Below are 12512 nucleotides of genomic sequence, written 5' to 3'. Positions count from 1 at the left end.
GCACACACCAAGCCGCGGGCACGGGCCGCAGGCACGGGCCACGTGCACGAGGGAAGTGGAGGGCACCCATGAAGGCGAGGCAACGGGGGTACGCGCTCGGCGCCACTGCGGCCGCGCTGCTGGTCACCGCGCCGGTGGCGGCCGCCGAGACCATCGCGCACGACGTCGTCCGGGTCGACGGGGCCATGGTGCTGAAGGGCGGACGCGACGTGGCGGTGAAGGTGACGTACAGCTGCACCAAGGGGAACACCCTCAGCGTCGCCGTCTCACAGAGTGGGGACGAGCTGCCGCGGAGGGTCGCCGCCGGGAAGGTGCCCGCCTCGTGCGATGGGAAGCTCTACAGCCGCCCGGTGACGGCCAAGCCCGTCGGTACCTTCGTCGGGGGGTGGCAGAGGAAGACGCCGGCGAGCGTCGGGGCCGTCATCAGCATGGCCACCAACGGAACGGCGCAGCTTCGCGCCAAGGACTCCACGTCGGTGTTCCTGTGACGAGCCCGGCGCAGGCGGCGGTTCAGGGGGAGCGCGCCCCCGCGAGGCTTTCGGCGTGGTCCCGGTAACGCTGGTACGGGCCCTCGTACCGCCCGGCGCGGCCGGTGGGGGCGACGACGGCGTCGGTGGTGACCGGCGGCGGTGGCATGGGAAGCCCCGCGGCCTGCGCGGCGAGCATGGCCGCTCCCACGGCCGACGCGCTGCGCACGCCCACGGGACGCAGGGGGATGCCCAGCACGTCGGCCAGGAGCGTGCGGAAGCCGGGTGCGGTGGTCCCGCCCCCGACGAGACGCGCGTGTTCCAGCGGTGCTGACGGCAGCGCCTCCAGGGCGTGCCGGATCGCGAACGCCACCCCTTCGACGGCTGCTTGGGCCAGGGACGCGCGGTCGCTGGCCAGGTCCAAACCCAGCCACGCGCCACGGGCCTGGGCGCTGAGGACTGGGGAACGTTCACCGGTCAGGTAGGGGACGAACGTCACCCCACCCGCGCCCGGGGGACCGTCCGCCGCCGCGTACAGCTCCTCCCAGCTCAAACCCAGCACGCGCCGTGCCCAGCCCAGGGCGAGCCCCGCGTTCTGCACGGCCGCCATCGCGTACCACCGGTTGTCCTTCGCTGCGGAGCGGTACAGGTGCGTACGCGGGTGCGGAGTGACGACGGGGTCGCGGACGGGACGAACGATCTGCGCGCCCGTCCCCACGGAGATCTGCAGGTCCTTTGGGTCGGTGAGCCCGGTGGCCAGCAGGGCCGCCGCCGTGTCCGCCGCGCCGACCGCCACGGGGACACCTGCGTCCACACCCGAAAGCCCGGCGCCCGACAACGCACCGGCCCGTGCGCCGGAGGGCCGTACGGGCGGCAGCAACGCGGCGTCCAGGCCGACCTTCGTGACGACGTCCTCCGCCCACCCGTCGCCGGGGACGTCCCACAGCAGCGTGGCCGAGGCATCAGACGGGTCCGTGGCGAACTCCCCGCCGGTGAGGCGGTGACGCAACCAGTCCTTGGGGAGCAGAGCAGCATGCGCCCGCTCGTAGGCGGCGGGCTCGTTGCGCCGCACCCACAGCAGCAGCGGCCCCGCCATACCGGGGGAGAGCGGGTTGGCGAGCCTGTGCCGGAGCGGGCCCGGTAGCTCCTCCCACGCGGACACTTCGGACGTGGCGCGGGAATCGGCCCACAGCAGCGCGGGCCGTACGGGCGAACCGTCCTCGTCGGCGAGCGCCAGGCCGTGCATCTGCCCGTCGAGGCCGACCCCGGCGACCTCCAGCGCACCGCACGACAGGGCCTCCCCCAGGGCTGCGACGACCGCGTCCCACCAGTCCTCGGGGTGCGTCTCGGCCTGCCCCGGGGCGGAGCTGTGCACGGGGTACTCGCGGGCCGCCTCGGCGTGGACCACGCCGTCCAGCCCGAGCGCCACCACCTTGACGCCGCTCGTGCCGAGGTCGATGCCGACCAGGACGGGAACCCCCATGGCTCAGCCCCGCGCCGCTGCTGAGCCCGACCTGTTGTGGGCGTGCCGGGCCACGCGGGCGCCGGCCTCGTCGTCCAAGGCGGGCGAGACCACAGCGGACGAGGAGCAGTCGAACGTGGTCGCGTGCGCGCGCCCCACTCTGGCCATGTCGCTCCGCTCCTTCCTGCTTTCATACTGCGGCCGCGTGTCCGCAGTGATGAACTCGCAGGTGCGCCGGGGCAGGTGGGTGTCGCTCCGCCCTCGCTCCCCGCGTTCAGGCTGCGGCACGGCGGCCGCGGCGATGAGCGCGTTCGCCGCGGGCGCCGTGACGCGCCGGTCGCCCACCCTACGACGATGTGGTCGCGACGCCACGGGTTCCCCTCCGCCGGGGGTGGAGGGGAACCCGTGCGTCAGGTGGAGGAGAGGCCGTCAGCCGCCGCGGCCGTCAGCGGTAGAGGTAGACGTACTCGTAGCCCTGGTTGCCGTTCCACCAGCCGCTTCTGACCCAGGCCGACCAGCGGCCCGTGCGGCAGCTGACGACCCGCACCCGGGGGTGGACGGTGCTCTGGTCCCAGGTGTAGCCGATGTCTCCGCGCGCCACCGCGCACTTGCCGTCGCGGCGGGTGTCCTTGACCCGGATGCGGATGGCGGTCTGCTGCGTGCCCCCGTAGTCCCGCCGGCACTCCTGGTACTCCATGCGGGCGCCTCTGATCGAAACCGGGCGCCCCTGCCAGCAGTTCTGCCTGAGCGCGGCAGCGGAGGAGGAGCCCGCCCGGGACGCGGAGGGGACGGTGCTCGCGGGGGCGTCGGTCGGCGGGGCGAGGGCCACCAGGCCGATGCCCAGTGCCGTGCCCGCCACGATGCGGGCGGTGGTGGACAGCTTCATGGTTTTCTCTCCTTTTGCAGGTTTTCGTTGATGACCGGATATCCCTCCGGATGGTGTGGCCGGCCCTTCTGAGATCGAGTTGTAACGGCTGAAAGTTGTCCGGTGTCGGTGAGTGGACACCGGACAACAGGCCCCGGACAATGAACGCAGCGACGTCGACCATTTGGGGTGGCGATGCCTCGTCCTGAACGGCCGCTCGACGAGGACGGCGGGGTGGTGACGCGATTTGCCGCCGATCTTCGGCTGCTGCGGGCGAAAGCGGGTTCCCCGCCCTATCGCGAGCTGGCGCGGCGGGCGCATTATTCGGCGTCCACGCTGGCAGAGGCCGCGTCTGGACGCAGATTGCCCAGTTTGGCAGTCACGCTCGCATATGTCCAGGCTTGTGATGGAGACGTCGCGGAATGGGAGGAGCGATGGCGCCGGGCGATCGAGGAACTGGCGGCCGACAATTCCGGCGAGCCTGGCGAATCCTCTGATTCGGCTGCTGACACATCCGGGTCGGCGAACGGTCAGGAAAGAGTCCCCTATGTGGGTCTTGCATCATTTCAGCCGGAAGACTGCGAATGGTTCTTCGGCCGGGAACGGCTCACCGACGATCTGGTCCGCCGCGTCCGTGCGCAGCGGTTCCTGGCCGTGTTCGGGGCGTCCGGCTCGGGCAAGTCCTCGCTGCTGCGCGCCGGGCTGCTGGCCCGGATCCGCGCCGAGACGGCGGCGTCCGGCGCCCCGTGGCCCACCGTGCTGATGACCCCCGGCCCGCATCCGCTGGACGAGTGCGCCGTGTCGCTGGCGGCGGTCGGCGGCGGCTCGGCGCCCGCGCTGCGCAAGGAGCTGGCCGAGGACGCGCGGGCCCTGCACCTGGCGGTGCTGCAGACGCTCGCCGAGCACCCGGCGGACGCCGACCTGCTGCTCGTGGTCGACCAGTTCGAAGAGGTGTTCACGCTGTGCGCCGACGAGGCCGAACGCGCCCGCGTCATCGACGCCCTGCTCGCCGCCGTGCACGCCCCCAACAGCCGCACCCGCGTCGTCCTCGGCGTCCGCGCCGACTTCTACGCCCGCTGCTCCCAGCACCCCGGCCTGGTGGAGGCGCTGCGGGACGCCCAGGTGCCGGTCGGGCCGATGACGACCGACGAGCTGCGCCGGGCCATCACCCAGCCCGCCGTCCGCGCCGGATGCGTGGTCGAGGGCGCCCTGCTGGCCCGGGTGATCGGCGACGCGGGCGGCCAGGCCAACGCGCTGCCGCTGGTGTCGCACGCGCTGCGCGAGACGTGGCGGCGCCGCCGCGGCAACACCCTCACCCTCGCCGGCTACGAGGCCGCCGGAGGCATCCGCCACGCCCTGTCCCGCACCGCCGAGGCCGTCCACACCGGCCTGACCGCCGAGCAGCAGCGGCTGGCCCGCGGCGTCTTCCTGCGCCTGGTCGCCCTCGGCGACGGCACCGGGGACACCAAACGGCGCGTCCACCGCGACGACCTGGGCGCCGGGCACCCCGACGTCGACGCGGTGCTGGACGCGCTGGCCCGCGCCCGGCTGGTCACGCTGGACGCCGACACCGTCGAGATCACGCACGAGGCGCTGCTGGACGCCTGGCCGCGGCTGCGCCGCTGGCGCGACGAGGACCGCGCCGACCTGCTCACCTACCAGCGGCTGGCGGAGGCCGCCCGCATCTGGGAGCGCGAGAACCGCGACCCGCACCTGCTGTACCAGGGCAGCCGCCTGGCCGCCGCCACCGAGTGGGCCGAACGGCACCGCGACGACGTGCTGCTCGGCGACCGGCTGCGCGACTTCCTCACCGCCTCGGCCCGGCACGAGCGGCGCGCCGCCGCCCTGCGCCGCGCCGCCGTCGCCGCGCTGGCCGCGCTGGCGCTGCTCGCCTCGGTGACCGCCGCCGTCGCCTTCCAGCAGCGCTCGGCGGCCCGCACCGAACGCGACCGCGCCACCGCCGAGCGGATCATGGCGGGCGCGGACCACCTCGCGAGCACCGACCCCTCGCTCGCCGCCCGGCTCGACCTGGCCGCCTACCGCCTGCGCCCTACCAAGAAGGCGCGCACCGGCCTGCTCGACACGCAGAACATCGCCCTGTCCAGGCCGCTGACCGGGCACACCCAGGCGGTGTACGCGGTCGCCTACAGTCCGGACGGCCGCACCCTGGCCACGGGCGGGGTCGATGCCACCATCCGCCTGTGGAACACCTCCGACCCGACCCGTCCCCGCCCGCTGGGGGCGCCGCTCACCGGGCACGCCAGCGCGGTCAACTGGCTCCAGTTCAGCCCCGACGGCCGCACCCTCGCCAGCGCGGGCCGCGACCGCACGGCACGGCTGTGGGACGTGTCCGACCCCGCCCATCCCAAGGCGCTGGGGCAGCCCCTCACCGGACACACCGGTTACGCGTTCTCGGTGTCGTTCAGCGGCGACGGCCGCACCCTCGTCACCGCCTCGTACGACCGGACGGTCCGGCTGTGGGACGTGTCCGACCCCGCCCATGCCAGGCCCCTCGGCGAGCCGCTCACCGGCCACACCGACTCGGTCGCGTCCGCGGCGTTGAGCCCGGACGGCCGCACGGTCGCCAGCGCGGGCCACGATCACACGGTCCGGCTGTGGAACGTCGCCGACCGCACCCGCCCCAAGGCGCTGGGGCAGCCCCTCACCGGACACCGCTCGGACGTGTACGCGGTCGCGTTCTCCCCCGACAGCCGGACCCTCGCCAGCGTCGGCGACGACCGCACAGTGCGGCTGTGGGACGTGTCCGACCCCGCCCATGCCAAGCCCCTAGGCAGGCCGCTCACCGGGCACACCGACACGATCCTCGCCGTGAACTTCAGCCCGGACGGCCGGACGCTCGTCACCGGCGGCGCCGACCACACCCTCCGCCTGTGGGACGTGTCCGACCCGGCCCGTCCGGGACCCCTCGGGCCGCCCCTGGTCGGCCATACCGGCTTCGTCGTCTGGGCCGTGTTCAGCCCCGACGGCCGCTGGCTGGCCAGCGCGGGCAACGACCGCACCGTGCGGCTGTGGAACCTGCCGCAGACCGCATTGACCGGCCACACCGGCACCATCAACGCGGTGGCCTACGCACGCGACGGCCGCACCGTCGCCACGGCGTCCGCCGACCGCACCGTACGGCTCTGGGACCCGCGCACCCGCCGCCCCTGGGGGCCGCCCCTCACCGCGCACACCGACGACGTCACACGCGCGGTGTTCACCCCCGACAGCCGGATGCTCGCCACCGCGGGCCGCGACCGCACGGCGCGCCTGTGGGACGTGTCGGCCCCCGCCCGTCCCCGCCCCCTGTCGTCCATCCCCATCGGGGACGACGACGTCGCCGACGCGCTGGCGTTCCACCCGGGTGGGCGCGTCCTGGTGACCGGGGGGCGCGACTTCACGCTACGGCTGTGGGACGTGTCCGACCCCTCGCACCCCAGAAGGCTGGGGCCGCCCCTCACCGGGCACATCAGCAGACTCCACTGGGCCGCGTTCAGCCCGGACGGCCGCACCCTCGCCAGCAGCAGCTCCGACGACAAGGTGCGGTTGTGGGACGTCCGCGACCCGGCACGCCCCCGCGCGCTGCCGTCCATCGTCACCGGCGACAAGGGCGGGATCCTGTGGGGCGCCTTCTCCGCCGACGGGAGGCTTCTGGCCACGGCGGGCGCCGGTCACGCCGTCCAGCTGTGGAATGTGCGCGACCCCGCGCGCCCCGCCGCGCTGGGGCACCCCCTGGTCGGGCACAGCCTGCCCGTGCGCTGGGTCGGGTTCCTCCCGGACGGCCGCACCCTGGCCAGCGCGGGCGACGACGGCACGGTGCGGCTGTGGAACGTCTTCGACCCGGCCCACGCCCACCCGTCCGGCAACCCCATGACCGGCGGCCACACCGGCGCCCTCGACAGCGCCGCCATCAGCCCCGACGGCCGCACCGTGGCCAGCGCCGGGGACGACCGCGTCCTGCGCCTGTGGTCCACCGAGCTCGAACCGGCCATCGACCGCGTCTGCGCCACCACCGACGGAGCCGCGCTGCGCAGGTGGTCGCGGCGCTTCTCGCTCCCCGCCCCCTGCGGCTGAACCCCGTGGTCGTACGGCGGCATCAACCGATCGGCTGATGGCGGGACGAGCGACTCGGGCGATGTGGGCGGGCGCCGCCCGAGGCGATGCTCGAAGCCATGCCCATCATCGAAGTCAACGGCCTGCGCAAGACCTACGGGGGCCGCCCCGTGGTGGACGGCGTCACGTTCGCCGTCGAAGAGGGGGAGATCTTCGGAATCCTCGGTCCGAACGGCGCAGGCAAGACCACGACCGTCGAATGCGTGGAGGGCCTGCGCGAACCCGACGCCGGCACCGTCCGCGTCGCCGGCCTCGACCCGCGCGCCGACCGCGACCGGCTCACCCGGACCCTCGGCGTGCAGCTCCAGGAGAGCGAACTCCAGGAGAAGCTGACCGTGCGGGAGGCCCTGGAACTCTACGGCGCCCTCTACCCGGCCCCGGCCGACTGGCGCGAGCTCGCCGAGCGCCTCGGCCTCACCGGCAGGCTCACCACCCGCTTCGGCAGGCTGTCCGGCGGGCAGAAGCAGCGCCTGTTCATCGCCCTGGCCCTCATCGGCCGCCCCCGGGTCGTCGTACTGGACGAGCTGACCACCGGGCTCGACCCGCGCGCCCGCCGCGACACCTGGAAGCTGATCGAGGAGGTCCGCGACGGCGGCGTCACCGTCCTGCTCGTCACGCACTTCATGGAGGAGGCGCAGCGGCTCTGCGACCGGATCGCGGTGTTCAAGCGGGGCCGGGTCGCCGCACTCGACACCCCCGCCGGGCTGATCCGCCGCAGCTCCGGCGCCACCGTGATCTCGTTCGCCCCGTCCCGCCCGCTCGACCGCGACGATCTGGCCGGACTGCCCGAGGCCGCCACCGTCGAACGCCGCGACGGGCACCTGACCATCCACGGCACCGACACGACCGTCGACGCGGTCATCTCCCTGCTCGCCCGCCGCCGGATCACCGCGCACCGGCTGCGGATCACCGACTCGACGCTGGACGACGCCTTCCTCGAACTCACCGACGACCGGGAGAACTGACATGTCCGCCTCCACCGCCGTCCTGAAGGCCGAACTGCGGCTCTTCGGACGCGAGCCGTTCGCCCTGTTCTGGATCGTCGCCTTCCCCAGCGTCCTGCTGGCGGTCCTCGGCCTGATCCCGTCGTTCCGGACCCCGGACCCCGGCCTCGGCGGGGCTCGGGTCATCGACCTGTACGTCCCGGTCAACGTGCTGCTCGCCATGATCATGGCCGGGGTGCAGGCGCTGCCGCCGGTGCTGTCCGGCTACCGCGAGCGCGGCATCCTGCGCCGCATGTCCACCACGCCCATGCGGCCCGCCGCGCTGCTGGCCGCGCAGATCGTCCTGCACTTCGCGGCCGCCCTGGGCTCGGCGCTGCTGGTCGTCGCCGTGGGGCGGCTGGCCTTCGACGTCGCGCCGCCCGACCGGCTGCCGGGCTACCTGCTGGCGGTCCTGCTCGGCGCCCTGGGCGCGCTCGCCATGGGCGCCGCGGTCGCCGCGGTCACGCCCACCGTCAAGGCCACGACCGTGGTCGGCTCGGTCGTGCTGTTCCCGGCCATGTTCGCCGCCGGCGTCTGGGGGCCCGTCCAGACCATGCCCGAGCCGCTGCGCCGCGTCGTCGAGTGCCTGCCGTTCGGCGCCGCCTCCCAGGCCCTCTACCGGGCGGCCGAGGGCGGGTCGCCCGACTGGACGCACCTCGGCATCACCGCCGCCTGGGCCGCCGTGCTGATCGCGGCCGCAGTGCGCTGGTTCCGCTGGGAATAGGAACATAGTGGTGATGGCAACGATTCAGGAGCAGTGGGAACGGTTCTACCGGTGGGGGCCGTTCGGCCTGCTGCTCCTCGGCAGCCTGCTGGCCCTGCTCGTGCGCGACGCCGTCATGTCGCCCGCCGAGCAGCGGACGGCCGTCACCCTCGTGCTCACCGCGCTGGCCCTCCAGATCCTGCACGTCGCCGGGAAGATCCCCGGCCAGGTCCACTACTGGGCCCGCAGCGCCCTGGCCTTCGCCCTCACCTGGCTGAACCCCTTCTTCTGCGTCTACGCCGTGCTCGGGTACTTCGACACCGCGCACTACCTGCCCCGCCGCCGGGTGCCGGCCGGTTTCGCCGTCACGGTGGTCACCATGGCCGGCGCCCAGGCGGGCGGCATGCCGCCGGACGGCCTCCACCAGGCGGCCGCCTTCGGCGGCCTGCTCGTCCTCAACTCCGGGCTCGTCCTGTTCTTCGGCCGCCTCAGCAGGAGAGAGACCGAGCGCGCCCGCATCCAGGCGGAGACCATCGCCGAACTCGAACGGACCAACGCCCGCCTGGAACAGGCCCTCGCCGAGAACGCCGCCCTGCAGGCCCAGCTCATCGTCCAGGCCCGCGAGGCCGGCGTCGCCGACGAGCGCCGCCGCCTGGCCGCCGAGATCCACGACACCATCGCCCAGGGCCTGGCCGGCATCATCACCCAGCTCCAGGCCGCCGACGACAACGAGCACGTCCGCCGCGCCATCGCCCTCGCCCGCGAGAGCCTGCACGAGGCCCGCCGCTCCGTCCACGCCCTCGCACCCGCCCAACTGGAGCACGACACGCTCCCCGAGGCCCTCAGGAAGCTCACCGACGGAAAGGCCGGCCTCACCATCACCGGAACGGCGGAACCCCTGCACGACGAACTGGAGGCGGCCCTCCTGCGCATCGCCCAGGAGGCCCTCGCCAACGCCACCCGGCACGCGCACGCCGACCGCATCGGCGTGACCCTCTCCTACATGGACGACGAGGTGACGCTCGACATCCGCGACGACGGCCGGGGCTTCACCCGTCCATCCGGCGGCTTCGGCCTGACCGCCATGCGCGAACGCGCCGAACGCGTCGCCGGGACCCTGGAGATCGAATCCGAGCCGGGCCGGGGCACGGCCGTGTCCGTCCGCGTACCGTTGATCCGCCATGGCTGACATCACCGTGCTGATCGTCGACGACCACCCGGTGGTCCGCGACGGGCTGCGCGGCATGTTCGCCGCGACCACCGGCTTCCGGGTGGTCGGCGAGGCCGCCGACGGGCGCCGGGCGGTGGCCCTCGCCGAACGGCTCCGCCCCGACGTGGTCCTGATGGACCTGCGGATGCCCGGCGGAGGCGGCGTGGAGGCCATCACCGAACTCGCCCGCCGCGGCCTGCCCTGCAAGGTCCTGGTCCTCACCACCTACGACACCGACGCCGACACGATCCCGGCGATCGAGGCCGGCGCCACCGGCTACCTGCTCAAGGACGCCCCCCGCGAGGACCTGTTCGACGCCGTCCGCGCCGCCGCCGAAGGCCGCACCGTGCTGTCCCCGGCCATCGCCGCCCGCCTGGTCTCCCGCGTGCGCGAGCCCCGCGGCGAGTCGTTGACCGCCCGCGAACTGGAGATCCTGCGCCTGGTGGCCCGCGGCACCAGCAACCGGGAGATCGCCGCGGAACTGTTCATCAGCGAGGCCACGGTCAAGACGCACCTCACCCACATCTACGCGAAGCTGGACGTCAAGGACCGGGCCGCGGCGGTGGCCGCCGCCTACGAGCGGCACCTGCTGCCCTGACGCGCTCGGTCCGCGCGCGGCGCGTCAGGAGGCGACGGAGACGATGTGCCGCACGGACGTCTCGTCGTCGACGAGGTCGAGCATGCAGGCCGCCAGGTCCGCCCGCCGGGTCTTCAGGCCGCCGCGCACGCTGCGGTCGACGGCCGTGCGCGGCCGGGCGCCGCGCGGCCCGTCGACGAGCCGGGCCGGCCGCACGATCGTCCAGTCGAGCGTGGAGGCGCGCAGCAGCCGCTCGGCCTCCCGCAGGTCGTCGTACTGGGCCCGGAAGATCCGCTGGATGAGAGGTTTCACCAGGTAGCGGGCGGCGGGGCCGTCGCCCGCATCGGTCTCCAGCCCGGAGGCGCTGACGAACAGCACGCGGCCCTTCCCGCCCGTCGCCCGGATGATGGCGCGGGCCCCGTCGGTGCAGACCGTCGTCGGGGCGCGCCCGGCCCGCGAACCGAGCGCGGACATGACCGCGTCGGCGCCCTCGACCGCCGCCGCCAGCGCGTCATGGTCGGCGAGCTCGGCCCGCACGACGGTGACGCGGTCGCGGACGGCTTCCGGCAGCCCGTCGGGGTTGCGCACCACCGCGGTGACCTCGTGCCCCGCTTCCAGGGCCTGGTCCAGCAGCGCCCGACCCGTGCCTCCGGTAGCGCCCAGAAGGGTGAGTCGCATGTCCCCCATGTTCGCAGTGCCCCCACCACCCCGCCCTCCGGGGGCGGTGTTCAGGTAGCCGCTCGGCGGCGGGAGAGGCGGCGGGCCAGGTTCTGCATGGGGCGTTCGACGTGGCGGTAGGTGAGCGCCGCGGCGGCGAGCAGGCAGGCGACGGCCGCCGCGCCCCAGGCCAGGCGGTGCGCAAGGGCCATGTCGTCGGGTTCACCCGTCAGACGCCACACGACCTGGAGCAGCAGCGGGTGCAGGAGGTACAGCGAGTAGCTGACGAGGCCCAGCCAGGCCAGGACCCTCGGTGTCCGCTGGTGCCGCAGGGCCCAGCCGAGCAGGAACGTCAGCCACGCCGCCGTCACCGCCAGCGGCCGGCCCCAGGACGCGTCGCCCGAAGTGAGGGCGGGCCAGGCCCCGGCGGCGACGGTCAGCGCGGGCACCAGCGCGACCAGCGCCAGCCCGGTGCGGCGGGCGATCTGGCCGTGTTCGACCCGGTACAGGGCGGTGCCGGCGAACATCGTCGCCAGGATCGCCAGGCTCTCCATGCCGCCGATCCGGCTGTTGACGGCGAGCAGGACGAGCGCGAGGCCGGCCGCGGCGAGCGCGCCGCAGAGGCGGAGCCGTCTGCTGCCGTACATCACCGCCAGCAGGCCGCAGGCGAAGACGAGGGCGGTGGCCGCGATCGAGGCCGTCGGCCAGTTGCGCGCGATGAGCCACATCGGCAGCGCGGCGCCCGCCACCGCGGCGGCGGCCGCGAACACCGCCGCCGCGCCCGCGCTCGCCCGGTGCACCCCGGCCGCGAACATCGCCGTCACCAGCAGGTAGAACACCATCTCGTAGGAGAGGGTCCAGAAGACGTTGACGACGTTCGGCACGCCCAGCAGGTCCTGCAGCATCGTGGCGTGCGCGAGCGCGGACGTCCACGGGCGGTCGGTGAGCGGGCCGGGCAGCGGCCAGGCCACCCCCGTGGCCGCGAGGGTGACGCCGAGCAGCGCGGCCACCGCGAACAGCGGGTACAGGCGCAGGAGGCGGCCGACCCAGAACGCGTGCAGGTCGCCGCGCCGTTCCAGCGACGCGGGCACGATGTAGCCGCTGACCAGGAAGAACACGAACACGCCGTACCGGCCGAAGTCGAACCACGGGCTCGCGGTGCGGCGCACCTCGGGGAACAGCACGTCCAGCGAGTGCTCGAAGACCACCACCATGGCCGCCAGGCCGCGCAGGCCGTCCAGCCACGCCAGGCGCCGCGCACCGGGCGGTACGCGTTCGGTCGGTGCGCGTTTGTTCGGTGCGCGTTTGTTCGGTATGCGTTCGGTCGGTTGCGGACGGGAGCGGTGGAGGGGCGCCGTCACGGACGCGAGCGCGGACACGAGCATCGGAGCCACGCTAGATGCGGACGCTCCAATGATGCTGACGTTTCCCTGAACGTTTCCTGAATACCCAGGGGCGGGTGGGACGATGGCCGT

Annotated in this window: 11 protein-coding genes; 6 read left to right on the top strand and 5 right to left on the bottom strand. The window is 74.0% G+C overall.

Features of this window, described 5'->3' with window-relative positions; genetic code table 11:
* Positions 1-68 precede the first annotated feature (68 nt).
* Positions 69-488 carry a hypothetical protein gene (locus tag ABD879_RS15740; protein ID WP_345022099.1) on the top strand — a complete coding sequence of 140 codons (420 nt, stop codon included), beginning with the start codon at positions 69-71 and terminating at the stop codon, positions 486-488.
* Between the two features lie 22 nt (positions 489-510).
* Here ABD879_RS15740 and ABD879_RS15735 read toward each other — a convergent pair whose 3' ends face one another.
* From ABD879_RS15735 to ABD879_RS15725, 3 genes are all read right to left on the bottom strand, one after another.
* A complete protein-coding gene (locus ABD879_RS15735; protein WP_345022097.1) occupies positions 511-1950 on the bottom strand; it encodes a xylulokinase in 1440 nt (479 codons plus the stop codon).
* 3 nt (positions 1951-1953) lie between these two features.
* Entirely contained in the window at positions 1954-2097 is a 144-nt protein-coding gene (locus ABD879_RS15730) for a hypothetical protein (RefSeq protein WP_345022095.1), read from the bottom strand.
* Between the two features lie 277 nt (positions 2098-2374).
* A complete protein-coding gene (locus ABD879_RS15725; RefSeq protein WP_345022093.1) occupies positions 2375-2815 on the bottom strand; it encodes a hypothetical protein in 441 nt (146 codons plus the stop codon).
* Positions 2816-3343: 528 nt separating this feature from the next.
* Between ABD879_RS15725 and ABD879_RS15720 the strand changes: the two genes are divergently transcribed.
* The 5 genes from ABD879_RS15720 (at position 3344) to ABD879_RS15700 (ending at position 10401) form a co-directional block, all read left to right on the top strand.
* Positions 3344-6868 (top strand): nSTAND1 domain-containing NTPase, encoded by a 3525-nt coding sequence (locus ABD879_RS15720; protein WP_345022091.1) that lies wholly within the window; start codon positions 3344-3346, stop codon positions 6866-6868.
* Positions 6869-6966: 98 nt separating this feature from the next.
* Complete coding sequence (locus ABD879_RS15715) at positions 6967-7872, top strand: ABC transporter ATP-binding protein (protein ID WP_345022088.1); 906 nt, start codon at positions 6967-6969, stop codon at positions 7870-7872.
* Position 7873: 1 nt separating this feature from the next.
* On the top strand, positions 7874-8614 hold the full coding sequence (locus tag ABD879_RS15710) for an ABC transporter permease (protein ID WP_345022086.1): 741 nt from the start codon (positions 7874-7876) through the stop codon (positions 8612-8614).
* Positions 8615-8627: 13 nt separating this feature from the next.
* Complete coding sequence (locus tag ABD879_RS15705; RefSeq protein WP_345022084.1) at positions 8628-9782, top strand: sensor histidine kinase; 1155 nt, start codon at positions 8628-8630, stop codon at positions 9780-9782.
* Positions 9775-10401, top strand: coding sequence for a response regulator (locus ABD879_RS15700; protein ID WP_345022082.1), 627 nt, complete (start codon positions 9775-9777; stop codon positions 10399-10401). Before ABD879_RS15705 ends, ABD879_RS15700 begins: the two co-directional genes overlap by 8 nt.
* A gap of 24 nt (positions 10402-10425) precedes the next feature.
* Here the strand turns inward: ABD879_RS15700 and ABD879_RS15695 are convergent, their stop codons facing one another.
* Positions 10426-11058 (bottom strand): NAD(P)-dependent oxidoreductase, encoded by a 633-nt coding sequence (locus ABD879_RS15695; protein ID WP_345022079.1) that lies wholly within the window; start codon positions 11056-11058, stop codon positions 10426-10428.
* 50 nt (positions 11059-11108) lie between these two features.
* On the bottom strand, positions 11109-12422 hold the full coding sequence (locus ABD879_RS15690) for an acyltransferase family protein (protein WP_345022077.1): 1314 nt from the start codon (positions 12420-12422) through the stop codon (positions 11109-11111).
* Positions 12423-12512: the final 90 nt, after the last annotated feature.

Origin of the sequence: Actinomadura keratinilytica (assembly GCF_039539665.1) — a bacterium.
Classification (GTDB): Bacteria; Actinomycetota; Actinomycetes; order Streptosporangiales; family Streptosporangiaceae; genus Spirillospora; species Spirillospora keratinilytica.
This window is presented reverse-complemented; position numbering and strand designations above follow the sequence as displayed.